Annotated in this window: 28 protein-coding genes; 14 read left to right on the top strand and 14 right to left on the bottom strand. The window is 46.5% G+C overall.

Going from position 1 to position 23,088, the window contains the following annotated elements; translation table 11 throughout:
• Positions 1-22: 22 nt before the first annotated feature.
• Together K6T22_RS05825 and K6T22_RS05830 are read right to left on the bottom strand one after the other, a co-directional pair.
• Entirely contained in the window at positions 23-349 is a 327-nt protein-coding gene (locus tag K6T22_RS05825; protein WP_238239386.1) for an AzlD domain-containing protein, read from the bottom strand.
• Positions 328-1,029, bottom strand: a complete 702-nt coding sequence (locus K6T22_RS05830) for an AzlC family ABC transporter permease (protein WP_238239387.1) — start codon at positions 1,027-1,029, stop codon at positions 328-330. Before K6T22_RS05830 ends, K6T22_RS05825 begins: the two co-directional genes overlap by 22 nt.
• Before the next feature lie 155 nt (positions 1,030-1,184).
• Between K6T22_RS05830 and dhaK the strand changes: the two genes are divergently transcribed.
• The 3 genes from dhaK to dhaM are packed head-to-tail and all read left to right on the top strand — an operon-like array spanning position 1,185 to position 3,141.
• Positions 1,185-2,153, top strand: coding sequence for a dihydroxyacetone kinase subunit DhaK (gene dhaK / locus K6T22_RS05835; protein WP_238239388.1), 969 nt, complete (start codon positions 1,185-1,187; stop codon positions 2,151-2,153).
• A gap of 24 nt (positions 2,154-2,177) precedes the next feature.
• Positions 2,178-2,780: a dihydroxyacetone kinase subunit DhaL gene (dhaL, locus tag K6T22_RS05840; protein WP_238239389.1), complete on the top strand. Its 603-nt coding sequence runs from the start codon at positions 2,178-2,180 to the stop codon at positions 2,778-2,780.
• On the top strand, positions 2,773-3,141 hold the full coding sequence (gene dhaM / locus K6T22_RS05845; protein ID WP_238239390.1) for a dihydroxyacetone kinase phosphoryl donor subunit DhaM: 369 nt from the start codon (positions 2,773-2,775) through the stop codon (positions 3,139-3,141). Before dhaL ends, dhaM begins: the two co-directional genes overlap by 8 nt.
• Before the next feature lie 88 nt (positions 3,142-3,229).
• Here dhaM and K6T22_RS05850 read toward each other — a convergent pair whose 3' ends face one another.
• The 5 genes from K6T22_RS05850 to lexA form a co-directional block, all read right to left on the bottom strand.
• Positions 3,230-3,550: a hypothetical protein gene (locus K6T22_RS05850; RefSeq protein WP_238239391.1), complete on the bottom strand. Its 321-nt coding sequence runs from the start codon at positions 3,548-3,550 to the stop codon at positions 3,230-3,232.
• Positions 3,551-3,632: 82 nt separating this feature from the next.
• Positions 3,633-5,135, bottom strand: a complete 1,503-nt coding sequence (gene glpK / locus K6T22_RS05855; RefSeq protein WP_238239392.1) for a glycerol kinase GlpK — start codon at positions 5,133-5,135, stop codon at positions 3,633-3,635.
• A 43-nt stretch (positions 5,136-5,178) separates the two neighbouring features.
• Positions 5,179-5,880: an MIP/aquaporin family protein gene (locus K6T22_RS05860; protein WP_053452962.1), complete on the bottom strand. Its 702-nt coding sequence runs from the start codon at positions 5,878-5,880 to the stop codon at positions 5,179-5,181.
• A gap of 187 nt (positions 5,881-6,067) precedes the next feature.
• Complete coding sequence (locus tag K6T22_RS05865) at positions 6,068-6,538, bottom strand: metal-binding protein (protein WP_238239393.1); 471 nt, start codon at positions 6,536-6,538, stop codon at positions 6,068-6,070.
• Between the two features lie 31 nt (positions 6,539-6,569).
• The gene (gene lexA / locus K6T22_RS05870; RefSeq protein ID WP_023467770.1) at positions 6,570-7,184 is read right to left on the bottom strand and encodes a transcriptional repressor LexA; all 615 of its coding nucleotides are present in this window, start codon (positions 7,182-7,184) and stop codon (positions 6,570-6,572) included.
• Positions 7,185-7,393: 209 nt separating this feature from the next.
• On the opposite strand from lexA, the gene yneA reads away from it, so the two are divergent.
• The 7 genes from yneA (at position 7,394) to K6T22_RS05905 (ending at position 14,962) form a co-directional block, all read left to right on the top strand.
• Positions 7,394-7,684: a cell division suppressor protein YneA gene (gene yneA, locus K6T22_RS05875; RefSeq protein ID WP_238239394.1), complete on the top strand. Its 291-nt coding sequence runs from the start codon at positions 7,394-7,396 to the stop codon at positions 7,682-7,684.
• Positions 7,685-7,729: 45 nt separating this feature from the next.
• Positions 7,730-8,383, top strand: a complete 654-nt coding sequence (locus tag K6T22_RS05880) for a YneB family resolvase-like protein (protein ID WP_238239396.1) — start codon at positions 7,730-7,732, stop codon at positions 8,381-8,383.
• 113 nt (positions 8,384-8,496) lie between these two features.
• Complete coding sequence (locus K6T22_RS05885; RefSeq protein ID WP_035398122.1) at positions 8,497-8,733, top strand: DUF896 domain-containing protein; 237 nt, start codon at positions 8,497-8,499, stop codon at positions 8,731-8,733.
• A gap of 255 nt (positions 8,734-8,988) precedes the next feature.
• Complete coding sequence (tkt, locus tag K6T22_RS05890) at positions 8,989-10,977, top strand: transketolase (protein ID WP_238239398.1); 1,989 nt, start codon at positions 8,989-8,991, stop codon at positions 10,975-10,977.
• 122 nt (positions 10,978-11,099) lie between these two features.
• Complete coding sequence (locus K6T22_RS05895; RefSeq protein WP_012370001.1) at positions 11,100-11,330, top strand: YneF family protein; 231 nt, start codon at positions 11,100-11,102, stop codon at positions 11,328-11,330.
• Between the two features lie 121 nt (positions 11,331-11,451).
• Positions 11,452-13,209, top strand: a complete 1,758-nt coding sequence (locus K6T22_RS05900; RefSeq protein WP_238239399.1) for an ABC transporter transmembrane domain-containing protein — start codon at positions 11,452-11,454, stop codon at positions 13,207-13,209.
• Positions 13,199-14,962: an ABC transporter ATP-binding protein gene (locus tag K6T22_RS05905; RefSeq protein ID WP_238239400.1), complete on the top strand. Its 1,764-nt coding sequence runs from the start codon at positions 13,199-13,201 to the stop codon at positions 14,960-14,962. Before K6T22_RS05900 ends, K6T22_RS05905 begins: the two co-directional genes overlap by 11 nt.
• Positions 14,963-15,020: 58 nt before the next feature.
• Here the strand turns inward: K6T22_RS05905 and K6T22_RS05910 are convergent, their stop codons facing one another.
• The 3 genes from K6T22_RS05910 to K6T22_RS05920 all read right to left on the bottom strand — a co-directional run bounded on the left by K6T22_RS05910 (position 15,021) and on the right by K6T22_RS05920 (position 16,916).
• Positions 15,021-15,923 carry an SH3 domain-containing protein gene (locus K6T22_RS05910; protein WP_238239402.1) on the bottom strand — a complete coding sequence of 301 codons (903 nt, stop codon included), beginning with the start codon at positions 15,921-15,923 and terminating at the stop codon, positions 15,021-15,023.
• A gap of 305 nt (positions 15,924-16,228) precedes the next feature.
• Positions 16,229-16,525 (bottom strand): hypothetical protein, encoded by a 297-nt coding sequence (locus K6T22_RS05915; RefSeq protein ID WP_238239404.1) that lies wholly within the window; start codon positions 16,523-16,525, stop codon positions 16,229-16,231.
• Between the two features lie 196 nt (positions 16,526-16,721).
• Positions 16,722-16,916 carry an aspartyl-phosphate phosphatase Spo0E family protein gene (locus K6T22_RS05920; protein WP_029341257.1) on the bottom strand — a complete coding sequence of 65 codons (195 nt, stop codon included), beginning with the start codon at positions 16,914-16,916 and terminating at the stop codon, positions 16,722-16,724.
• 222 nt (positions 16,917-17,138) lie between these two features.
• On the opposite strand from K6T22_RS05920, the gene K6T22_RS05925 reads away from it, so the two are divergent.
• Together K6T22_RS05925 and K6T22_RS05930 are read left to right on the top strand one after the other, a co-directional pair.
• The gene (locus K6T22_RS05925) at positions 17,139-17,837 is read left to right on the top strand and encodes a cytochrome c biogenesis CcdA family protein (protein WP_149427050.1); all 699 of its coding nucleotides are present in this window, start codon (positions 17,139-17,141) and stop codon (positions 17,835-17,837) included.
• 16 nt (positions 17,838-17,853) lie between these two features.
• Positions 17,854-18,330 (top strand): CcdC family protein, encoded by a 477-nt coding sequence (locus K6T22_RS05930; RefSeq protein WP_238239405.1) that lies wholly within the window; start codon positions 17,854-17,856, stop codon positions 18,328-18,330.
• A gap of 46 nt (positions 18,331-18,376) precedes the next feature.
• On the opposite strand, the gene K6T22_RS05935 is transcribed toward K6T22_RS05930, so the two are convergent.
• Positions 18,377-18,802: a DUF2621 family protein gene (locus K6T22_RS05935; RefSeq protein WP_238239407.1), complete on the bottom strand. Its 426-nt coding sequence runs from the start codon at positions 18,800-18,802 to the stop codon at positions 18,377-18,379.
• Positions 18,803-18,893: 91 nt separating this feature from the next.
• On the opposite strand from K6T22_RS05935, the gene K6T22_RS05940 reads away from it, so the two are divergent.
• On the top strand, positions 18,894-19,217 hold the full coding sequence (locus K6T22_RS05940; protein WP_238239408.1) for a hypothetical protein: 324 nt from the start codon (positions 18,894-18,896) through the stop codon (positions 19,215-19,217).
• 44 nt (positions 19,218-19,261) lie between these two features.
• Here the strand turns inward: K6T22_RS05940 and K6T22_RS05945 are convergent, their stop codons facing one another.
• From K6T22_RS05945 to K6T22_RS05955, 3 genes are all read right to left on the bottom strand, one after another.
• Positions 19,262-20,566 (bottom strand): VOC family protein, encoded by a 1,305-nt coding sequence (locus K6T22_RS05945; protein WP_238239409.1) that lies wholly within the window; start codon positions 20,564-20,566, stop codon positions 19,262-19,264.
• A 26-nt stretch (positions 20,567-20,592) separates the two neighbouring features.
• Complete coding sequence (locus K6T22_RS05950) at positions 20,593-21,606, bottom strand: hypothetical protein (RefSeq protein WP_238239410.1); 1,014 nt, start codon at positions 21,604-21,606, stop codon at positions 20,593-20,595.
• A 92-nt stretch (positions 21,607-21,698) separates the two neighbouring features.
• Entirely contained in the window at positions 21,699-22,139 is a 441-nt protein-coding gene (locus K6T22_RS05955) for an RrF2 family transcriptional regulator (protein ID WP_029341264.1), read from the bottom strand.
• 140 nt (positions 22,140-22,279) lie between these two features.
• Here K6T22_RS05955 and K6T22_RS05960 point away from each other — a divergent pair, with 140 nt between their 5' ends.
• A complete protein-coding gene (locus tag K6T22_RS05960) occupies positions 22,280-23,077 on the top strand; it encodes a hypothetical protein (protein ID WP_238239411.1) in 798 nt (265 codons plus the stop codon).
• Positions 23,078-23,088: the final 11 nt, after the last annotated feature.

A 23,088-nucleotide genomic window follows, 5' to 3' on the forward strand; every position in this document is an offset into this window, starting at 1 on the left:
AAAGGAAAGAATAGTAGATTAGTTATAGATACAGCCGTAGAAACGCCATCGTGACGACACCGGTGACGACCGTCCAGGATAAACTTTTACTGAAAATCGCGATGGCCATCGTCGGTAGTGCTGCGAAGACGTGAAGCGTCGAAACAGTGGGGAACGCATCGTCTTGCGCGATCAGTAGATTTTGAAAGAAGAGCGCACCGAGTAAGCAGACCGGAATGAAGGAGAGCCATTCCGTTACGAGGCGCGGTAACGTCAGTCCGTGAAGGACTAGAAATGGTAAAACGCGTGGAATCCAAGTGACGAGTCCACAAGCTAAAAAGAGAGCAATTAATTCTGGACGGATTTCCATCGTGTGATCACGACTCCTATACTTGCACCACCAAGCGTCGCACAAAGAACAGCGACTTCTGGAGAAAAGTAGCGCATGGTTATGTAAAGCAAAAACATGACGATCAGTAGGAGGCAACTATTCACGGCAATGCGGGAACGTTCTCCTTCGAACTGTAAGTACAATAAGCCAATGAACATTGCTGTCAGTGCAAAATCGAGACCGAATCGCTCGGGATCAGGAAACCAACTACCGACAAGGGCGCCGAGAATGGTTGCTATGATCCAGCTGAGATACGCAGTCAGATTCAAGCCATGCATGAAAGACGGGGAAAGCTTCCCTTTTTGGGCAGTATTCATCGCGACAGCGAACGACTCATCGGTCAGTAGTGTGCCAATGCCAATCCGATCATTGAGGTGCCGGGTCTCGACATGTGGGGCAAGTGTCAGACTCATTAACAAATGTCTCAGATTGACGATGAATGTCGTTAGAATGATGGCAGAAGCAGGACTATTCAACAGCAAGAGACTCGTGATGATGAATTGAGCAGCGCCAGCGTAAATGAAGATGGACATGAATCCGACTTCAAAGGGAGTTAAACCCGAAGCGCGACCGACGATGCCGGCTGAGAAGCCGATACCGATATAACCAAGGACGGTTGGGAGACAGGCACGAACACCTGCTTGGAAGGCTGATGACATTCGATTCCTCCTCTTTTTAAAAGAGCATAGCATTCATGCGGAATATCGTCACTAACTGGTCAATATTTTCATCGTTTTTTTCGACATATTCGACTTGATTTAGTGGTAAAGAGTAAGTGGTACGGCAAAATCAGATTGGTAAAGGAGCGTTTTTCATGCACAAATTAATGAAAGATTCAAACCGGTTCGTTTCAGACATGGTCGACGGACTCGTACTTGCTCACCCTGATTTGTATAAAAAGGTCGAAGGTGTCAACGTCGTGGCACGGAAAGTACCACTCGATGGAAAAGTTGGTCTTGTCTCTGGTGGGGGAAGTGGTCACGAACCGGCCCATGCGGGATTCGTTGGGGATGGTATGCTTGCTGCAGCTGTATGTGGGGAAGTCTTCACGTCACCAACGCCTGATATGGTGCTCGAAGGAATTAAAGCTGCGCATGGAGGGAAAGGCGTATTGCTCGTCGTCAAGAATTACTCTGGTGACGTCATGAACTTTGATATGGCGAAGGAACTTGCTGAACTTGAGGACATCGAAGTTGATACGGTCGTCGTCAACGATGACATTGCCATCAAAAAAGAAGAAGACCGTCGTGGAGTTGCAGGGACTATCTTCGTTCATAAGATTGCCGGAGCTGCTGCGGCAGAAGGGAAATCACTGAGTGAAGTCAAAGCAGTCGCGGAAAAGGTCATTCATGGTGTCCGGTCGATCGGAATGGCGCTCTCGCCATGTTACATGCCAGAGAGCGGGAAACCAGGGTTTGAACTGCATGACGACGAGATGGAGATTGGAATCGGGATTCATGGGGAAAAAGGACTCGAACGAAAAGCAGTTGCTTCCGTTGATGCGATCGTCAAAGAGTTGCTCGATCGTCTAACGAAAGAAGTACCGGATAAAAAAGTCGCTGTCATGGTGAACGGAATGGGCGGAACGCCAGAATCCGAACTGTATATCACGTATAAATACGTCGCGGAAGAACTTCAGGCGCATGGTTACGAGATTGCCCGTTCGTTCGTCGGCAACTATATGACCTCACTCGAGATGCATGGTTTCTCGATCACGCTTCTACCAGTGGATGATGAACTGCTCGGTTATCTCGACGCAGAAACAAAAGCGATTGGATTCTAATTTAGATAAACGGGGTGTACTAATATGAAGTTGACGAAGGAACAGTTGCGAAGCGCACTTATTAAAGCAGCAGAACAGATTGAACAGCATAAAGATGAATTGACGGATCTTGACCGAGAAATCGGCGATGGGGATCACGGGATCAATATGTCGCGGGGATTCCAAGCCGTTCAAAAGACGCTTGAGGAACACGGGGAATACGAAGATTTAGGCGCATTATCAAAAGAAGTCGGGATGACGCTGATTAAAACAGTCGGTGGAGCATCTGGTCCTCTGTACGGCACGGCATTCGTCAAGTTTGCCGGTGCGTTTAAAGGAAAAACCGAAGTCGAAGGTGCAGAGCTTGCCGATGCTTTCCACGAAGCGACAGAAGGCATTAAGTTGCGTGGAAAATCGGAATTCGGTCAAAAGACGATGGTTGACATCTGGACGCCATTCCAAGAAGCACTTTCAAAAGAAAGTGATTTGAAAGCGGCAATCGATCAAGCGCTTGCTGATACAAAAGCACGTATCGCGACAAAAGGGCGCGCGTCGTACTTCGGTGAAGCAACTCAAGGTGTCCAGGATCCAGGTAGTCTATCGAGTGCCCTGTTACTTGGCGAAATCGCGGAGGTGCTCCATGGTTAATCTTGTACTCGTTTCCCATAGTGAGAAGCTTGCGACTGGACTAAAGGAACTGTTGGCAGAGATGGCACCGGATACGCCAGTCTTAGTAGCAGCAGGACTTGGGGATGGTAGTATTGGAACGGACGCGACTCGTATCGAAGAAACGCTGAATACGCTGGACGACGATGGAGTCGTCTTAACGGATATCGGTTCTGCGACGATGAACACAGAACTAGCACTTGAACTATACAGCGGCGAACGGACGGTACGGTTTATCGACGCACCACTCGTCGAAGGTGCGTTTTTAGCGGCAGTCCTAAGCGGACAGTCGAAATCCGTCGATGAGATTGAAGATGGGTTGAAAAAAGAATTCGGTAAATAAGTGTTAAATCCCCCTTTGCGAATAGGCGAAGGGGGATTTATTTCAATTACTTTTATTCGTATTAAAATCTAGTATGGATTCACATGAATCAAAACTTTCGGAGCCGCTCTTCTAACCACTCTCTCGGTAAGCGAACTGTAGCTAGATCAAGTGTTTGTAATGCATCCCAAGAATAACTGTTAAAAAGATAGAGATCCAATTGTGTATCGATATCGTTTGCTACTTCAGTCGCTTGTTCACTTAACGGATAGCTCCCACGTCTTTCAGTTTCAAGATGATAGAAGTCATTATGGTAGACGTCGATCATATACCGGTAACACCAATCTGCCAGTTCTTCATGCGTGATGGTGCCATCAAGCGCAAGCTGAATGTGTTCTTTTAGCTGTTGATCCGAATAAGTAGAATTCATGATACACCTCTCGCTATATGTTCTATAAGATATCAAAAACCCGGTCCCTCTGCAAAAGGGACCGGGGTAACTAGTTCTGCTCTTATTTCGATGGTTTGAAGACCATTGTCGCTTCAACTGCTTTTTGCCATCCTGCATAGCGTTGTTCACGATCGTCTTCTTTCATCTCTGGTTTGAACTGGTGATCAAGCTTCCATTGTTTTTTGATTTCCGCCTTATCTTTCCAGTAACCGACGGCTAATCCAGCAAGATATGCTGCACCGAGTGCTGTCGTTTCGTTGATTTGTGGACGATCGACAGGAACGCCAAGGATATCCGATTGGAACTGCATCAAGAAGTTATTCGCTACAGCACCACCGTCGACACGAAGTGTCTTCAGTTCGATACCAGAATCTTGTTCCATTGCTGTCAACACGTCACGTGTTTGGTATGCAAGTGATTCAAGCGTCGCACGAACGAAATGCTCTTTATCAGTTCCGCGCGTTAATCCGAAGATTGCACCACGAACATCTGAATCCCAGTACGGCGCGCCAAGACCAACGAAAGCAGGAACGACGTAAACGCCATCTGTTGAGTCAACTTTCGCTGCATAACCTTCTGAGTCTTTCGCATTCTTCAACATCCGAAGACCATCGCGGAGCCACTGGATCGCAGAACCGGCGACGAAAATTGAACCTTCAAGCGCATATTCAACTTTCCCGTCAACGCCCCAAGCGATTGTCGTCAAAAGTCCATGATCAGAAGAAACGGCTTTTTCACCCGTGTTCATGAGCATGAAGCAACCTGTTCCGTATGTGTTTTTTCCTTCACCGGCTTCGAAGCACGTTTGACCGAAGAGTGCTGCTTGTTGGTCACCAGCAATACCAGCGATCGGCACTTCGTAACCGAAGAAGTGATACGGTACCGTTTTGTCATAGACCTCACTCGACTGACGAACTTCTGGCAACATTGAAGCCGGAACACCGAGAATATCGAGTAACTCTTCATCCCATTTTTGTTCGTAGATGTTGTACATCAACGTCCGTGAAGCATTCGTGTAGTCTGTAATGTGTGTTTTTCCACCAGACAGTTTCCATACGAGCCACGTATCAATCGTACCGAAGAGTAATTCACCATTTTCTGCTTGCTCACGTGCACCTTCGACATTGTCGAGGATCCATTTAACTTTTGTGCCAGAGAAGTAGGCATCAATCAGGAGTCCTGTTTTATCACGGAACTTCTGGTTCAAACCTTGTTCCTTTAAGTCGTCACAAATACCAGAAGTTTGACGCGATTGCCAAACGAGTGCGTGATAGACTGGTTTGCCTGTTTCTTTATTCCAGACAACTGTCGTTTCACGTTGGTTCGTGATGCCGATTCCGGCGATTTGCTCAGGTTTGATATCTGCAGTTCCGAGTGCTTCAGCCATGACAGCAAGAATCGAACCCCAGATTTCGTTTGCATCATGCTCGACCCAGCCTGGTTGCGGGAAGTACTGTTTAAATTCCCGTTGTGCCGAGTTGACGATTTTCCCATCGTGATCGAAAATGATCGCACGTGAGCTTGTCGTACCTTGGTCGAGTGCTAGGATATACTTGTTTTCCATTTCGAAATCCCCCTTGAGCATTATGTGTTAGTAAAGCAGAATCTTAGTAAATCAATTGATAGATGAGCACAGCGATTGCTCCACCGATGATTGGACCGACGACTGGAATCCATGAATAACCCCAGTCAGATGAACCTTTGTTCGGAATCGGTAAGATGGCGTGCGCGATACGTGGCCCAAGGTCACGGGCCGGGTTGATAGCGTATCCTGTCGTACCACCGAGCGAGAGACCGATGACGACGACGAGTAAACCGACGATGAGTGGTTTTAAACCGTCACCGAATGTCGTTAAACCGAGTGCCAAAATACCGAAGACGAGAACAAATGTCCCGATGATCTCAGAAATCAAGTTCGACGGCGTATGACGAATCGCTGGACCTGTTGCGAACACACCGAGTTTTGCAGCTTGATCATCAGTCGCTTCAAAATGTTTCATGTAATGAAGCCAAACGAGAATGGCGCCGATGAAAGCTCCGACAAGTTGTCCGGCAATGTAGATCGGAACGTCTGCCCACGGTAGGTCAGAGTTCAAAGCAAGTGCAATCGTTAATGCAGGGTTCAAGTGCGCACCACTCTCAGCAGCGACGAATGCTGCTGTCATGACGGCGAGACCCCAAGCGAACGTGATGACAATCCATCCACTGTTTTCCGATTTCGTCTTTTTCAAGACGACACCGGCGACGACACCATCCCCGAGCAGGATGAGGATCATCGTACCGATCATTTCTAGTACAAAGTTATTCATGCAAAAACCCTCCCTTTGGATTAAAGCAGATAATGGCCTTTCTACTTTAAATTACTCCGAATTGAGAACGTTTTCAATACAAATAATTGAAATATAGGAATGGAAATTTTTTATTTTGATGTTTAAAGATACGGAAAAATGGATAAGAAAACACCTCTTCCTACCCGTGTAAAGGTAATAAGAGGTGTTAACGACGACGCTTCTTTCTTTTTTTAGGTCGAAACCAGCTACTGGAATAATCTAGTAGGATATGAATCGTACTCGCTACCATGATGCCGATGATAAAAGCAGGCAGGGAAGCGAACCACGAATCAATCGTTGCCGAATCAAGAATCTGAAAGTACAAACTTAGAAACAGTAGTGGAATTAAAATAGCAGCACTATAAAGAAGTCGGATGATGTCTCCGATGATCAGTCCATGTGACCAAATCGAGCGGTGAGGCATGATTTTCACATAGGGCATCCATAGGACGCGAAACGGTCCGAAGCGATAATACGGTTCTGATTTTAAATCAAGGTCGGGCGACAGCCAAAGCGTACCGACAGCGATACCAATGGCGGTCGGTAACCAATCGGTTTGTTGCGTTGCGACCGAATACGCAACGTAACCCGTCAGCGCGACGGTATTGACGGTGTCATGTACATTTCCTGAAGGCATGAAAAAAGACCAGTCGTGACTGGTCCCTCCGTCAATGAATCGTCCGATACACGCCGATTACCTTACCAAGAATGGAGACATTATCGAAATACATCGGATCCATCGAGTCATTTTCTGGTTGTAGACGTACCTGTTGATCTTCTAAGAAGAACCGTTTCACCGTCGCTTCGCTATCTTCGGTCATAGCTACGACGATTTCTCCGTTTTCTGCTGTGTTTTGTTGGCGCACGATGACACGATCGCCGTCAAGAATACCTGCATTAATCATCGATTCACCGTCGATCGTTAACATGAAGACTGTTTCGTTTCCTACATAATGTGCAGGGAGCGGGAACTGTTCTTCGATATTTTCAATCGCTGTAATCGGAAGACCAGCTGTGACTTTCCCGATAACAGGGACATGAACGATAGCTTCCGTGATTTCTTCAGGCTTATCAAGCAATATCTCAATCGCACGTGGTTTCGTCGGGTCACGGCGAATCATTCCCCGTTTCTCGAGTCGATCCAAATGACCGTGTACCGTCGAGCTAGACGCGAGTCCGACTGCTTCCCCGATTTCGCGAACTGATGGTGGATACCCCTTCAGTTTCACTTCAGAGACGATGTAGTCAAGAATCTCTTGTTGGCGCTTAGACATTTTCCGCATACGAATTGCCACCTCTTTCTGGATTGAAGTTTGAAATGTAAGAATATATGTTTCTAAATTCACTATAACATAGAACAAATGAGCGTACAAACAATTGTTCGACATTTTGTGTTGACCGAACACCGGTTCTGTGTTTATTATGAGTTATGCGAACAATTGTTCCGCGAACATTTATTCTAATTCATTTCATCTTATATTTGGAGGGATTCATGATGATTCATACGATTCGTACTCATGCTTTTTCTATTCTCTTCTATGCTTTAAGTGTTGCTTTCGTAATCTTTTTACTCATACCACGTCCGGATGAAAAAGTGGCGCAACTGATGACGGCGTCCGTAACGGTCGATGAGAACGCTACAGTCGAACAAATTGCTGAAGTCTATAACGACGGCTCAATGTCAGATGAAGAATATGTCAATTGGTTGATCAAAAATAATGATGTCGAAACAAAACACGTCATCTCAAAAAGCAAAATCGTTGTACCAATCGCACAACAATGACAGAATAGAAAAGTTGTGAAAGAACGAACAGGGATGTGAGGTACGATGAAGGTCGTGATTTATTGTCGGGTGTCGACTGAAAAAGAAGCACAAGATAGTTCGATTGAACGTCAACGGATGGAGCTTTCGAAGGTGGCATCTCAAAAAGGATTTGATGTCGTAGATGTCGTTTCTGAAAAAGAGAGTGGATATGATGTTGACCGTGAAGGGATGCTGACGGTTCTTGATCATGTGACTCGCGAAGCGATAGATGCTGTCCTCGTGACGGATGATACACGAATTGGACGAGGGAATGCGAAAATTGCCATTTTGCATACGTTCAAGAAACACGGTGTTCAGCTGATGACACTCGATTCCGATGGCGAATATCAGCTTGCTGATGCGGAAGCGATGGTCCTTGAGATTGTCTCACTCGTTGAAGAATATCAACGGAAATTGCATAATGCAAAAATCGCGCGTGGCATGCGACGGGCGGTCGAACAAGGATTTCGCCCAGAACGTAATCTCAATCGACAAGGAGAGAACGCCGGACGGAGTCGGAAAGATGTACCGATTGAAGAAATCGTACGTCTTCGTGAACTCGGATTGACGTTTTCTGATATTGCGATCACCTTACGGGGAATGGGGCACGATATTTCAAAAGCTACCGTCAATCGACGATACCTCGAATACCGTGAACTGACGCCTAGCCCGGAATAAGAAGCAAGTTACCCGCTGACTGACGCGGTTAACTTGCTTTTTTTTGTAAGCTCTTTTACAGTAAGAATACAATTGAACTACTCAAGTTTGAGTCATAGAGAAAGAGGGATTCCATGTTATCACAAGAACAATTAGATCGAATCAATGCATTAGCGAATAAATCAAAAGTTGAGCCGTTATCAGAAGCCGAAACAGCGGAGCAAAAAGAGTTACGTGCAGCGTATCTCGCAGCATTCCGTGGATCGTTCAAAAACCAACTCATGGGCATGAAAATCGTCGATGAAGAGGGAACGGACGTAACACCTGAGAAATTAAAACAAGCACAAGAAGAAGAACGGAATAAACAATAATCGTTTGTTTCTTCTATAGAAGAAAGAGGTCTCGCTATAAGCGGACCTCTTTTTTGTTAGAGCGGTTAGATGAGGAAACATTGTACGATAGCAATACATCTTAATAGAGGGCTTTCATCGATTCAGACATCCTGTATGAGTCGATAGAACGGCTATAGATAGCGCATTCATTTTAATGTGACATACTATTTAGAAAAGTTGTATCACATTTGAGAGTGTGCTAAAATGAGTAGGAATTTGTGAAAAAGAGAGAGGATGATTGTTTTGACGAACATGACGACAGTAGAACAATTAGCAATTAATACGATTCGTACCTTATCGATTGATGCCGTACAAAAGGCGAACTCGGGTCACCCAGGTATGCCAATGGGAGCAGCGCCGATGGCATTCTCACTTTGGGCGGATCATATGAACCACAACCCTAAAAATCCAGAATGGTTTAACCGCGACCGTTTTGTACTTTCAGCCGGACACGGTTCGATGCTTCTCTACTCACTCCTCCACCTATCGGGATATGATCTATCAATGGAAGATCTAAAATCATTCCGTCAATGGGGATCTAAAACACCAGGTCACCCGGAATACCGCCACACGGCTGGTGTAGATGCGACGACTGGTCCACTTGGTCAAGGGATTGCGATGGCAGTTGGTATGGCAATGGCAGAGCGTCATCTTGAAGCAAAATATAACCGTGATGACCTTAACGTCGTTGATCACTTCACATACGGAATTTGTGGAGACGGAGACTTGATGGAAGGCGTTTCAGCTGAAGCCGCTTCACTCGCAGGTCACCTTGGTCTTGGGAAATTGGTCGTATTGTACGATTCAAACGATATCTCACTCGACGGAGATCTCGATAAATCGTTCTCTGAGAACGTCCAGAAGCGCTTCGAAGCGTATAACTGGCAAGTCATTCGCGTAGAAGACGGAACGGATATCGATTCGATTTCGAAAGCAATCGCGGCGGCACAAGCAGAGACGACAAAACCAACATTGATCGAAGTCAAGACAGTCATCGGTTTCGGTTCACCGAACAAATCAGGGAAGTCCGCTTCTCACGGTGCTCCACTCGGTGAGGCAGAAATCAAGTTGACGAAAGCTAGCTACATTTGGGATCACGAAGAGTTCTACGTCCCTGAAGAAGTCAAATCATTGTTTGACGAGCGCATTGTTCAACGTGGTGCTTCTGCAGAAGACGCATGGAATGAGACAATGAAACAATACGAAGCAGCGCACCCAGAATTGCATGCTGAACTCGTTCGCGCAATCGCAAACGAATTGCCAAGCAACTGGGAAGCAGACCTTCCGACATACGACTTGTCGTCGAAAAAAGCAACGCGTCAAACAAGCGGTGAAGTCTTGAATGGTCTCGCGAAGAACGTTCCGACTTTGTTCGGTGGTTCAGCTGACCTTGCAGGATCGAACAACACGATGCTTAAAGGCGAAGCAGACTTCGATATCGACCCAAGCGGTCGCAACATCTGGTTCGGGGTACGTGAATTCGCAATGGCAGCAGCTGTCAACGGTATGGCACTTCACGGTGGCGTCATTCCTTACGGTGCGACATTCTTCGTATTCTCGGATTACCTCCGTCCAGCGGTCCGTCTCGCTGCATTAATGGGTCTTCCATCAATCTTCGTTTTGACGCATGACTCAATCGCTGTCGGTGAAGATGGTCCAACACACGAGCCAGTCGAACACTTGATGAGCTTCCGTGCAATGCCGAACGTCACGATCTACCGCCCAGCAGACGGAAAAGAGACGATCGCAGCATGGAAAACAGCCGTTCAAGCAAAAGACAAACCGACACTTCTCGTCTTGACTCGTCAAGGTCTTCCTGAACTTGAAGGCACGACGACAGAGGGCGCTGAAAAAGGTGGTTATGTCATCGCTGGTGACGTCACGAAAGCCGATACACTCTTGCTCGGTACTGGTTCAGAAGTTCACCTTCTTGTAGAAGCACAAAAAGAACTTGGTGAATCAACAGCTGTCGTTTCGCTTCCATCATGGGAAGTATTCGAAGCACAATCAGCAGAGTACAAAGAATCGGTTCTTCCAAAACACATCACGAAACGTGTAGCAATCGAAGCAGGTGCTTCACTCGGCTGGTACAAGTATGTAGGAACAGAAGGACAAGTCATCGGAATCGATCGTTTCGGCGCATCTGCTCCTGGAGACTTCCTCTTGAAAGAATACGGCATGTCTGTTGAGAACGTTTTAGCGACAGTCAAGCAACTCGGATAATCATTTCCGGAAAAACGGGTCCGATCTTAGTCGGACTCGTTTTTCATCTATTATCATCTATGCAAACAATTGGAATTATAGTATAGTAAAAAGCGACGTTTTAAGTTAGAGGAGGAAGCAACTTGGCTACATGGATTTGGATTTTAATTGCCCTTCTTTGCTTGGTAGCAGGTGTCGCCCTTGGTTTCTATATCGCTCGTCGATACATGATGAACTACTTGGAGCAAAACCCACCAATCAACGAAGATATGATTAAGACATTGATGATGCAAATGGGTCAAAAGCCATCACAAAAGAAAGTCAACCAAGTGATGCGTTCAATGAGTGGTTCAATGAAATCACCTAAAAAATAAGCTATACGAAAGGGGACCAAATGGTCTCCTTTTTGTTTGCTATTTTTTAGAAAGAGAACTAATCTAAAATGTGAGACTATTTCAAATAATCACAGGATTTTAAAAAGGGGGGGAGACTTGAATGGGAGTCTTCAGGAAACTCAGTTGGTTTTTCCGACGAGAATGGAAAGCATATAGTCTTGGGGTCGTCTGCTTGATTTTTGTAGCGGGGTTAGAACTCATTCCACCGAAGATCATCGGAACGACAGTCAATGGTCTAAGTGAGGGGAGCTTGACGAAAAATGATTTGATTCGTCTAGCAGGTACATTGTTGCTCATCGGGGTCGCGACGTATTTCATTCGTTATTTTTGGCGTTTTCATATCTTTGGTGCATCGATTCGTCTCGGTCGATTGTTACGCAGTCAACTGTATGGTCATTTTTCAGATTTGGATCAATCGTTCTATAAGAAATACCGGAGCGGGGATTTGATGGCACATGCGACGAACGATGTACAAGCCGTCTCAATGACAGCGGGTGCCGGTATTCTTACACTCGTTGACTCGGTGACGATGGGGAGTTTCGTCATCATCACGATGGTCACGACGATCAGTTGGAAGTTGACGCTTGTGTCGCTCCTGCCGATGCCACTCATGGTCTATTTGACATCACGCTACGGTAAGATGCTACATTCGCGTTTTCATGACGCGCAGGAAGCCTTCTCCGATTTAAACGATAAGGTCGCGGAAAGTATCAGTGGTGTCCGTGTCTTAAAAGCGACAGGGGAAGTCGAGTCTGATGTACAGACATTTACGGATTTGTCCGATGACGTTGTTCAAAAAAACCGACGTGTGGCAAAAATCGATGCTCTGTTTGATCCGACGATTTTCGGATTAGTCGGTCTATCGTACATCATCGCAGTCGGCTACGGTGCCTACTTGTTGCAACAAGGCGAAATCCGGATTGGTGACATCGTCTCATTCACTACATATCTAGGTTTATTGACATGGCCAATGCTCGCCTTCGGTTGGTTGTTCAACATCGTCGAACGTGGTCGTGCTTCTTATGACCGAATCGAGCGGATGCTTGCGATCGAACCGGAAATTAAAGACGCGAAGGAAGCGGCAACGACTGTTTCGTCACCAGAACTCCATGTTGGAATTGAACGTTTCATCTATGACACACAACCGGTCTTACAAGATATCGATGTGACGTTGAAGCCTGGTAAGTCGCTTGGGATTGTCGGCAAGACGGGTGCCGGAAAATCAACGTTCGTTCGTTTGTTATCACGTGAATATGACGTGAAACAGGGAGCGATCACGATTGGCGGACGAGACATCAAACAATTGACACGAGATACCGTTCGACGTCAAGTGGCGATCGTTCCACAGGATCATTTCCTGTTCTCCGCTTCAATTGCGGATAATATCGCCTTTGCGAAACCTGATGCGTCAATGGAAGACATCATGGAAGCAGCGCGTATCGCAGCGGTTCACGAGGATATCCTTGGCTTTAAAGAAGGGTACGCGACGATGGTTGGCGAGCGTGGCGTCACATTGTCTGGTGGTCAAAAGCAACGGATTTCAATTGCACGGGCGTTACTAGCGGACTGTCCGATTCTAGTGCTCGATGATGCCTTGTCTGCTGTCGATGCTAAGACAGAGGAAGCGATCATCCATCACTTCCGTACGGCTGATCACGATCAAGCACAAATCATCGTTGCCCATCGTCTGTCCGCTGTGTCGCATACCGATGAGATCATTGTCCTTGAAGACGGTCGGATCATCGAGCGGGGGACGCATGATCAGTTACTCGCGCACGACGGTTGGTACAAAGAGACATATGACCGTCAGCAACTAGAATCACTCGTCGAACAAGGAGGGCGTTCTAATGAATCATGATATCAATGAAAAAGCCGTCCTGAAACGATTGCTTGATTTCGTCAAACCGTTTAAGAAGCAAGTCAGTATCGCCTTCGTTCTCCTGTTCATCACGACAGCAGCAAAACTTGGAGGACCGTATCTCGTCAAAATTTTCATCGATGAGTATGTTGCACCAGGGACGTATCCAGTTCAAGAAGTCGCACTCTTGTTTACAGCTTACTTGTTACTGCATACGACAGGGATCATCGTTGATTATTTGCAGGCATTCGAGTTCCAAAAGATTGCCTTACAAGTCATTCAGCGTTTACGCATCGATGTGTTCCGGCACGTCATGCATTTACGGCTCGCTTATTTCGACCGGACGCCTGCTGGGGTACTCGTTTCCCGGATCACGAACGATACGGAAGCAATCAAAGAACTCTATATCGGTGTTCTGTCGACTTTCGTTCAAAGTGGGGTTCAGTTGATTGGAACGTATATCTTCCTCTATCTACTAGAGCCGCGACTTGCAACGATTGCGTTACTGTTGTTACCGCTGTTTTATTTCATCATTTGGATTTACCGAAAGTACTCAACGAAATATTACGCGGAAGTCCGCGATTTACTGTCGAAAATCAATGCCCAACTGAACGAATCGATCAACGGGATGGCGATCATCCAACAATTCCGCCAAGAAAAGCGCTTAATGGCAGAATTCGAAGAGACGAACGTCGCTCACCAGAACGGTCGCTATAAGAACTTGAAGCTCGATAGTTGGTTACTACGACCAATCATTGAATTGTTACTAGCGATCTCGATTGCGACACTCGTGACGTATTTCGGTATCTTATCGTTCTCGCAAACAGTTCAAGTCGGTGTCGTCTATGCCTTCATCAGTTACATGGAACGGATCTTCCAACCGGTTCAGCAAATCATGCAACGGTTGTCCGAGTTCCAACAAGCTGTCGTCTCAGCAGACCGAGTGTTCAAGGTACTTGATACGGATGAGCCAGAGCCGACGAAACAACTCGAAGGGGACGCACGTGTATCAGAAGGACATATCGTCTTTGAAGACGTTCGTTTTAGTTATGACGGGGAAAAAGACGTCTTGAAAGGCATTTCGTTCGAGGCGAAAAAAGGACAGACGATAGCCCTTGTCGGTCATACCGGAAGCGGAAAGAGTTCGATCATCAATATCTTGATGCGCTTTTATGCCTATCAATCGGGTCGGATTTTAATCGATGGTCAACCGCTCGAACAATTATCGGAAGAAGAGCTACGGCAGCATGTCGGGCTCGTGCTGCAAGATTCGTTCTTATTCACGGGTACAGTCGCTGACAATATTCGATTATTCGATAGCTCGATCTCCTTTGATCGTGTTGAGGCGGCAGCAAAATTCGTCCAAGCCGATGGGTTCATCAATCAACTCGATCAGCAATATGACAGTCCCGTTGCGGAGCGGGGTGCCACATTCTCAGCTGGGGAACGTCAGTTGATTTCCTTTGCACGCACGATGGCACGGGATCCGAAAATCCTGATTCTCGATGAAGCGACGAGTTCGATTGATACGGAGACAGAGGAGAAAGTGCAAGTGGCACTTGAACGGATGCGTCAAGGACGGACGACGATTGCTATTGCGCACCGTCTATCGACGATTCAAGATGCTGATTTGATCCTCGTATTACATCAAGGGGAAGTCATCGAACAAGGAAATCACCAAGAATTAATTGCGCAAGATGGTTTGTATAAGAAGATGTATCAGTTACAATCCGGTCATGTCACCGTTTCTTAAAAAATAGGCATAAAAAAAGCCTGCCAGGCGATCTCGCCCGGCAGGTTGTTTGTTTTGATTAGTAGACTGTAACTGTGACGTTTTGGCGTCCCCAGTTGAGTGCTTCTTGTTGTGAACCAACGAGAAGGTCAAGTTTGTTACCTTGGATTGCGCCACCACGGTCAAGTACGATTGCTTCACCAATGCCTTCGATGTGCATACGTGTACCGATTGGGTATTGTGAAGAAGCTGCTACGATACGCATACCATTGTACGTGATCGTATTCGTGACGTCATAACCGCTTGCTGTCAACGCGCGACCATTGTAGAGTTGGCTACCATTGTTAGATGGGTCGTTCGTGTAAGCACTGACGTTCATCGTCACTTTTGTACCTGATTTTGCAGGTGTTGATTGTTTTGTTGCAGTTGCTGGTTGAGCTGCTGCTTTTGGTGCTGGCTTCGCAGCCGGTTTAGCCGCTGGCTTCGCAGCTGGTTGTGCTGCTGGTGCTTTCGATACGCCAGCGAGTGAAGTATAGTCGCTGTGTACGTAGCGTGTTTTACCATCGATTGTTGTTTTGATCCATGCACCGACCTTACCTTCTACGTTGACTTTTTCGCCTTTGTAGAGGTTACCGACATCTTTCGAGCTTGTCGTTGGTTGTGTGCGGACGTTTAGTACTGCCGTAGTAACTGTCGCTTGTTTAAAGTCGAATGAGCCTGCTGCAGACGTATACGCGCCATGGACATAACGTTTTTGACCGTTAATGTGTGTTTGGATCCATGCGCCAGAACGTCCTTCGACATTTAATGTTTGACCTTTATATACATTGCCTACGTCTGCTGATGCAGTTGTAGGTGCTGTGCGTACGTTGAGTACTGGTGTATTTACTGTTACCGTTTCTGAGGCAGCCTCTGTCTCTTGGGCAAATCCTACTGATAGAGCTGTTGCTGCAAGACCGGCAGCGAAAACTGCTTTTTTCATTATTGATGTCCTCCTGACATATGCTGTGTTTACTGTTCCTACTTTACACGGCAAATCTGACCTGTGCGTTTACAGGTCAATGTCATTCGAGTTACAAACCGGGCTTTTGTGACAACAAGATTGCAAAAGGACGGTTTTTGTCATCGATAGGACATACTGATTATGAAAAATGGACGTTTATAGGTCTTTTGACTTACTAAAGCTGAAAAATTCGCACAATTCAACAGAAAAAAAGTCTTAAAAATAGAAACTATGTCATTCTTCTATCGTATAGTGATAAAAAAGTGAAGCGGATGATATGCAGATCAATACTTGACGATTGTCGTCACACCAAACGCTGTCAGATAGGAGCGATGAAACAGTTCCTGCATCCAATCGTTAGCGGAAAGCTGAAATGTGCCGTGAATCGTTTGGTACGTTCGCTGTCGAATATTGATTTTAATCGGCTCTAGAAGCGGGACGGACGGTAGATGGTCATGCATGCTGTCATTTTGATTTTCAATATAAAGCAACTCGAGGATATCTCCTTCTTCCATATAACGATGTAAGTAAATCATGAAGTCCCACTGATCGGCACCTTCGATCGTGTACAGGTAAGGCATCGTGAATCTTCCTCGCTTTAATGATACGTATTCCATCGCTTCGACTTCATGTACGGATAATTGAGGGAGATCGTCAGGTATATAGAGGGGACGAGAACTAGCAATGAATGTAAGATCGGACATAAAGCACCTCCATCAGAAATAAGAAACCATAAAAAAGTCAGCATTCGCACTCGAATGCTGACCAGATCGTACATTAAGATAAAAGCGGTTCATTCGAACCGTGAATGGTGTAGTTTTGGACGATGCGTGAATATTCTAAAAGCAGGACATCGAGTTCATGACTAAGTTGTAGAACACGCGGGGAGGTGAAGCTGGACTGGTCAGCTTGATGATATAGTTCGCTACGTTTGGCTTCGATCGCTAGCGTCAATAGTTGTTGTGTCGTCATAGCAGTCTCCCTTACATTGGTGTCGTATCCATATTCTAGCAACTCTATTTACGAGGTGCAACGAGATTTCAGTAAAATCGACGAAATGTAATTTTTTTGTAATTTTGGCGGACACGAATCTTTTGCAACTTTCTGTGAGATAATAGGTGCTAAATGCAGAGGAGTTTGGCAAAATAGAGGAGGAACTTCTTCTATAGTAGTAAAGGAAAGGGGATGCTCATGATGGAGCTCTCGTTATGGTTAGCGTTTGGAGCAGGATTATTATCTTTCGTCTCTCCGTGTACGCTACCACTGTATCCTGTGTTTCTCTCATACATCACAGGCGTGTCGGTAACGGATTTAAAAGAACGGGGCGTACGAGAAAAGCGATCCTTGTTTCATACGTTAGCGTTCCTCGTTGGTTTTGCGATGGTATTCGTTGTGCTCGGGTTATCGACATCGTTATTCGCAGATGTCTTTATCACATATCGGGATACGTTACGGATGATTGGGGCACTCGTCATCTTCGTATTTGGGATTGTTCTCGTCGGATTATGGCAACCAACATTCTTGATGCGTGAAAAGAAACTGAATCTCGGGGAACGAAAAGGGGGATACGTCGGGACGATACTCGTCGGAATCGGTTTTGCGGCCGGTTGGACACCTTGTACAGGTCCGATTCTCGCAGGAGTCATCGGATTAGCTGCGACCAATCCGAGTCAAGGCATGTTCTACATGCTCGCGTATGTCCTTGGCTTCTCGATTCCGTTCTTATTGATGGCGTTCTTCGTCGGTCGTTCTCGTTTGTTCGTGCAGTATAGTCTGAAATTAACGAAATTCGGGGGAGCCTTGATGATGGTGTTCGGAGTCATGCTGTATTTTGATGGCTTGAGTAAATTCGCAGCATGGATGAGTGACATCGTCGGATTCACTGGATTTTAATCAAGGAAGTGATCGGATGATTTGGATATCAACTGGGGTAGCGCTCGTCATGGGATTGCTGATCAGCTTCATTCGTGTGAAGGCATCAGCAAAACCGACGAATGCTAAAAAAATCTTGATCCCGCCCTTTGCGATGTCGACGGGGATGCTACAGTTTTTATACCCAGCATCCCGTCTGACATGGACGGAAGTAGCAGAAGCCTTGCTCATTGGAGCTATCTTCAGCATCTTCTTGATCAAGACGTCCAATTTTTATGAAGCAGAAGGGCAGATTTATTTGCAACGTTCGAAAGCTTTTTTCATCGTCTTATTCGGTATCTTATTCATTCGGACGGTTGCGAAGTTCTTCATCGGCGGACAGATTGATATTTTCGAAACGGGCGGAATCTTTTATCTCGTCGCCTTCGGAATGATCGTTCCGTGGCGCTTCGCGATGTATTTGAAATACAAACGCGTGAAGTCGGGAGCAGTACCGGTCGCGCATTTACCGTAACAAAAAACCGCTGAAGGCGACTTCGGCGGTTTTTTTCATGCATTCTTCAATTTTGGAAGTATAATGCGTAGTCTCGCCAGTCGATGGCGTGCTCCGTCAGTGCTTTTTTCAAGAATTTATGATCGCGTTTCGGCGTAGCGGAAATGTACCCTTTGACGACCAGTTCAGATGTCATCTCTTTCGCTTGTTCCTCGAGTGCAAATTGCCCGATCCGTCCGGCAATCTTACGACGCGCGACATCGCGAAACGCTGACGGTACTGGCATGACGAGGGCGTTCAATAATTCCATCGTCTCATCCGTCCAAAGATGTCGTGTCTGGTCGATGTATTCATCTTCCCAGTCCATCATCGATTTACCGTCTTCTTTCGGTAACTTCTTGAGGAACTTCCGGAACATGAAAAACCCGCCAATCGCCATGAGTGTAATCATGATAAAGCCCCAGAGCAGAATCCCGTTCATGAACCATTCCATGCGCGACTCATCCCCCTTTCACATCAAATATAGATTAGCATAAATCAGGTGGACGTGCTATGATGAATGACGGAGAAAGTGAGGCGAAAGAATGCTGCAACCATACGTACAATTGGACGAGACCGGACAGCCCCGTAAAGGTGTCTTACCTGAAACAGCGGACGGTCGGATCGTTGAATTCTATTATGATACGAAGGGTAAGGAGATCACGGTCATCTTCGTCACCGTTCCGGCAGAAGATGCAAGCCGGAAGCGTGCGTTTACGGTCGGGAAAACGTTCAAGACGGTCTCGACACTTGAAGACTTCACGTTACTTCACTATGAATGGGCAAATGACCAGATTTTCGCGACACTCGAGATGTTCGCGGATGGGTCGAAACGTCAAATCGACGCTTCGAGATTGCTCGACTATTAAAAAAAGAAGGAGATGCGGATTGCCGCGTCTCCTTCTTTTGATATTCAGGAAATATGAAGTCGAATGATCTCGTCATGCAGTTCAACCTGTCCACCGATTGGGAATGTGAACAGGGGACTCGTATGTCCGAAATCAACATTTGCAAGGACTGGTACGTGCTCTAGGAATGGATAGAGCGAGATCAGATAACGCAGATGCTCTTCCGTCATTTTCGTTGCGAGCTGGAACCGTCCGAAGACGATACCACGAATTGTTTCGGCACCCGGTTGTGCCATCAACGAGGCAAAATCACGGGCGAACGTCGCTGGGTGGACTTCGTAATCGTCTTCAAGGAATAAAATTGTATCCCGTAAATCAGGGAAGTGCTTCGTGCCTTGTAGGAGATTCAATGTACAAAGGTTCCCGCCAAGTAGCCGACCGCTTGCTTGCCCAGAGGATAAAAGAATCGGACCTTTGTTCGGTAATGTGATGACATGTCCACGATCGGTATCACGCCAATGGACCGAAGGCTTGATTGTAACGGGATCCGTTCCAAACAACACTTGTTTGAAGTAATCGATCGTATAGGCATCACGATCACGGAAAGCCCGTAACATGGGTCCGGAGTACGTCACTAATCCGGTATTCGTCAGAATAGCATGACTGAGCGCTGTGATATCGGAGAAGCCACAAAGAATCTTCGGATGTGTCCGAATTAGTTCGTAGTCGAGTAGATCGACAAGTTCATTCGTACTGAACCCACCACGAACGCACAGGATCGCATCAACATTCGGATCAGCGAACGCGGCATGAAGATCTGCAACCCGTAACTCAGGATCACTTGAACCGAACGGATTGGCAGCACGTGCATGTTGGCTGATCGAGACGCGTAAGCCGAACGATTCGAGCGTCTGAATTGCACCGTCAATGATCTTCATCTCGACCGTCGAGAGGCTCGAAGCAGGTGCGACTAGGCGGATATGCGAACCATCCGTCAATTTGTTCGGTGTTAACGTCGGCAATTGAGCGGCAATGATTTCTAAACGGTTACCGAACGGATCGGCGGTGAAGAAACGACGACGCGGCGCAAGGCGGGCGTCGTGTTCGACTGGATATCCGGCTGCTTGGAGCCGATCACTTAACGCTTCAAATGCAGCGACGGTTAATCCGGGATGCGCTTTTTTAGCAGGAGAGAACGGGTCCTCAATACCAAGGTGAATCGCTGCACTGTGATCTTCGAACCAGACACCCCCACTTGCTTGAACACCAGTAGGCTTTTCGACTTCCTTCATATGTAAAAGCCCGGCATAAAATGCACGGGCGCGATCTTCTTCGTTTTTCGGCATAGCGAGCTGGACATGATCTAACATGAAGACACTTCCTTTACGAATTAGATTCAAGCAACGAATTGTGTGATGCGTTTCAGTTCACGCTCGACGAGGTTCAAATAGAAGACACCTTCGATTCGACGATCGAGTGACTGCGCGATCTCATATAAGTTCGTTCGGAGCGCTGCAAGATACGACGCTTCCTCACCCAGGGATTGCCGATGAGCGAATGCATAGTGAGCGAGTAGAAACTGGAGATACCCACGGTCGGTCAAGAATGGAATCAACTGTTTTTTCTCTTCCATCGACCACGTGTAGTTCGTATCGTAGTACATCTTCGCGTATAGATGATAGGGCTCGTCGCCACCTGTAAAGAGCGATTCACCACGTTTGACTTCTTCAATCAAACGTTCACTCCAGTCAAAGCGTTCTTTTTTCCGACTAAGAAATAGCGGAAGGATATATGGATGTGCCTGATCGGGCATCCGTGAACAACCGCGTTCATGACGAAGTGCTGCATACAGAAGCAGGGCACGATCTTCGAATCCGCGCTCGATGGCATAGGTCATGCGACTGAAGGCTTCGCAAGATGGGCAGTCACTGAGTTCGTCGCTTGGCGCATCGACCCATTCCGATAGATAGTGATCGGCCTGTTCCTCGTCACCGAGTTTGCTATAGACCATGAAGCTAATATAGTCGCGCGTCCGAATAAAGCCGTGCGCGTCACAGAAGTCGATGAAACGATCGAGATCTTCTTCGAGGAGCGAAACCGTCACATCTTCTTGTTCTGCCATATAGATCAAATAGGACTTATAGTTCCAGTACAAATCAAGTTCTTGTTTTGGAGTCAGTGTCATCTCGTCTTTACGAATCCATTCCATCAAAAGCGTAAAGGACACGAGAAACGACCGGAAGTGTCCTAAATCAAATTGATTTTGTGAAAACGTCCATAAGGAGAGGAAGCGGAGTGAATCATCAGCTGTTTCCTCAAAGACGGCCCATAAGGCCTCACCGCGTGCAACGGAGGGTTCTTCTTCCTTTAAGCGAAGATATAAGAGATGGAGTTCTTCTTGAGGGTTCATCTGTACCCCTCCTTTCTTATATAAGTATACCACGAGCGTTTTGAGAAATCGCAATTGAGCAAGGACGGAATAAAAAAAGATTCCGAACCCGCTCAATCGCGGTTCGGAATCATTTCAAGTATTTGTGGATGAGTGTCAGCTGTCGGATGTAGCAAATCATGTACTGTGTAACTATTGAGTACTTGATGGAACGCCGCAATGGCATCATCGAAAGCATCACGTGCCGGATTGAGCGAAGGGACCTCGTGAATGCCTTCTTGCGGATCGAGAAAATGAACGGTTGGTTCAAACAGTTGTACGACGTCACCGATATGAATTGCATCTGGAGGACCAGCTAATCGGAATCCACCTCCACGACCACGAACAGAATCAATCAAACCACTCTGTCCTAAACGATAGACTACTTTCATCAAATGATTTTTAGAAATGTCGTAACAATCCGCTACTTCCTGGATTCGGACTAAACGATCGGGATGGGCTGCTGCGAAGAGCAGAGACCGGATCGCATAATCCGTATAACGTGTCATGCGCATTTTCATCACCTACTTAACACACATACTAGGGGGGGACGCAAGCTTTTACAAATCTCAATGTGCAAAAAATAAGATGCATTTTACAGATTGTTTTTAAGAAGGAATTATCGGATAATGAACGGTGAAAGGTAGGTTAAATTATGCATTTCGATCAGGCATTACACCTTTTGCAACAGCTCGGTCCTTCGATGGAGCAAAAGGGATTGCGGATCGCGACGCGCTTCTATGACTCGCTTGAGGCGACGTATGAAGAAGAACTGCGCGCGCTTCGGGAAGCGGGGGCTCAGGACGGGACTCGTGCCTTACGGATTTTGCGCCTGAGCCAATTACTGAACCAGATTACCAATCAGCACGAATCGAGCGAACTGTTTAAATTGATTTTGATAAACGAAATCGATCAGACGAAATCGTTTCTGTTGACGTATCCGGACATTATCAGCTATGAGATTCTAAAAGCCATCCAGATCGAATATGCACTCGCAGACGATGCACCGCTTCTACAAGCTTGGCGCATCGTCCATCACCAACTCGTCGATACGTGTCGACACTTCTGTAAGTATCGTCAGGTCGGAAACTGGCGACAGCAGGATATCTTGTTGATTGCAGAAGACCATCATATTGGTGCCGTCATTGATGAAGCACGCCATGCACTTCTTAGTGGTCGAAAGACGACGTTACTTCACGTCTCAGCTGAAACACTAGCAGAGCAGATGCTAGCGAATGTCGTATCCTTGACGACGAAAGGAATGGTTCTTCATCAAATCCAACAAACTGGCTGGGAGCTACAGATGCACGAGTTCCTGACGATGATTACAGCAAATGATCCGATCGTCTTCGTCAGTGGATCGACGAATTTCATTGCAGAAATTCAGCAACGACTCGATCCGTTACCAGTCTTGTTCGGTCCGTTCGTAGCGGCAAATCAATTACCATCTTAACGAGAAAAGCG

The sequence above is a fragment of the Exiguobacterium acetylicum genome, from assembly GCF_022170825.1.
In the GTDB taxonomy this organism is placed as follows: domain Bacteria; phylum Bacillota; class Bacilli; order Exiguobacteriales; family Exiguobacteriaceae; genus Exiguobacterium_A; species Exiguobacterium_A acetylicum_B.

Bases quoted from the DNA above. Each gene is read 5' to 3' on its own strand.
- K6T22_RS05865 (WP_238239393.1), bottom strand. From the start codon at position 6,538: ATGCCTTCAGGAAATGTACATGACACCGTCAATACCGTCGCGCTGACG.
- K6T22_RS05885 (WP_035398122.1), top strand. From the start codon at position 8,497: ATGTTATCACAAGAACAATTAGATCGAATCAATGCATTAGCGAATAAA.
- K6T22_RS05880 (WP_238239396.1), top strand. From the start codon at position 7,730: ATGAAGGTCGTGATTTATTGTCGGGTGTCGACTGAAAAAGAAGCACAA.
- K6T22_RS05825 (WP_238239386.1), bottom strand. From the start codon at position 349: ATGGAAATCCGTCCAGAATTAATTGCTCTCTTTTTAGCTTGTGGACTC.
- K6T22_RS05850 (WP_238239391.1), bottom strand. From the start codon at position 3,550: ATGAATTCTACTTATTCGGATCAACAGCTAAAAGAACACATTCAGCTT.
- dhaL (WP_238239389.1), top strand. From the start codon at position 2,178: ATGAAGTTGACGAAGGAACAGTTGCGAAGCGCACTTATTAAAGCAGCA.
- K6T22_RS05960 (WP_238239411.1), top strand. From the start codon at position 22,280: ATGCATTTCGATCAGGCATTACACCTTTTGCAACAGCTCGGTCCTTCG.
- K6T22_RS05915 (WP_238239404.1), bottom strand. From the start codon at position 16,525: ATGCCTTACCTGTACACGATCGAAGGTGCCGATCAGTGGGACTTCATG.
- K6T22_RS05830 (WP_238239387.1), bottom strand. From the start codon at position 1,029: ATGTCATCAGCCTTCCAAGCAGGTGTTCGTGCCTGTCTCCCAACCGTC.
- tkt (WP_238239398.1), top strand. From the start codon at position 8,989: ATGATTGTTTTGACGAACATGACGACAGTAGAACAATTAGCAATTAAT.
- K6T22_RS05920 (WP_029341257.1), bottom strand. From the start codon at position 16,916: ATGACGACACAACAACTATTGACGCTAGCGATCGAAGCCAAACGTAGC.
- glpK (WP_238239392.1), bottom strand. From the start codon at position 5,135: ATGGAAAACAAGTATATCCTAGCACTCGACCAAGGTACGACAAGCTCA.
- K6T22_RS05925 (WP_149427050.1), top strand. From the start codon at position 17,139: ATGGAGCTCTCGTTATGGTTAGCGTTTGGAGCAGGATTATTATCTTTC.
- K6T22_RS05945 (WP_238239409.1), bottom strand. From the start codon at position 20,566: ATGTTAGATCATGTCCAGCTCGCTATGCCGAAAAACGAAGAAGATCGC.
- dhaK (WP_238239388.1), top strand. From the start codon at position 1,185: ATGCACAAATTAATGAAAGATTCAAACCGGTTCGTTTCAGACATGGTC.
- K6T22_RS05860 (WP_053452962.1), bottom strand. From the start codon at position 5,880: ATGAATAACTTTGTACTAGAAATGATCGGTACGATGATCCTCATCCTG.
- K6T22_RS05905 (WP_238239400.1), top strand. From the start codon at position 13,199: ATGAATCATGATATCAATGAAAAAGCCGTCCTGAAACGATTGCTTGAT.
- K6T22_RS05910 (WP_238239402.1), bottom strand. From the start codon at position 15,923: ATGAAAAAAGCAGTTTTCGCTGCCGGTCTTGCAGCAACAGCTCTATCA.
- yneA (WP_238239394.1), top strand. From the start codon at position 7,394: ATGATGATTCATACGATTCGTACTCATGCTTTTTCTATTCTCTTCTAT.
- dhaM (WP_238239390.1), top strand. From the start codon at position 2,773: ATGGTTAATCTTGTACTCGTTTCCCATAGTGAGAAGCTTGCGACTGGA.
- K6T22_RS05950 (WP_238239410.1), bottom strand. From the start codon at position 21,606: ATGAACCCTCAAGAAGAACTCCATCTCTTATATCTTCGCTTAAAGGAA.
- K6T22_RS05900 (WP_238239399.1), top strand. From the start codon at position 11,452: ATGGGAGTCTTCAGGAAACTCAGTTGGTTTTTCCGACGAGAATGGAAA.
- K6T22_RS05935 (WP_238239407.1), bottom strand. From the start codon at position 18,802: ATGGAATGGTTCATGAACGGGATTCTGCTCTGGGGCTTTATCATGATT.
- K6T22_RS05940 (WP_238239408.1), top strand. From the start codon at position 18,894: ATGCTGCAACCATACGTACAATTGGACGAGACCGGACAGCCCCGTAAA.
- K6T22_RS05955 (WP_029341264.1), bottom strand. From the start codon at position 22,139: ATGCGCATGACACGTTATACGGATTATGCGATCCGGTCTCTGCTCTTC.
- K6T22_RS05930 (WP_238239405.1), top strand. From the start codon at position 17,854: ATGATTTGGATATCAACTGGGGTAGCGCTCGTCATGGGATTGCTGATC.
- lexA (WP_023467770.1), bottom strand. From the start codon at position 7,184: ATGCGGAAAATGTCTAAGCGCCAACAAGAGATTCTTGACTACATCGTC.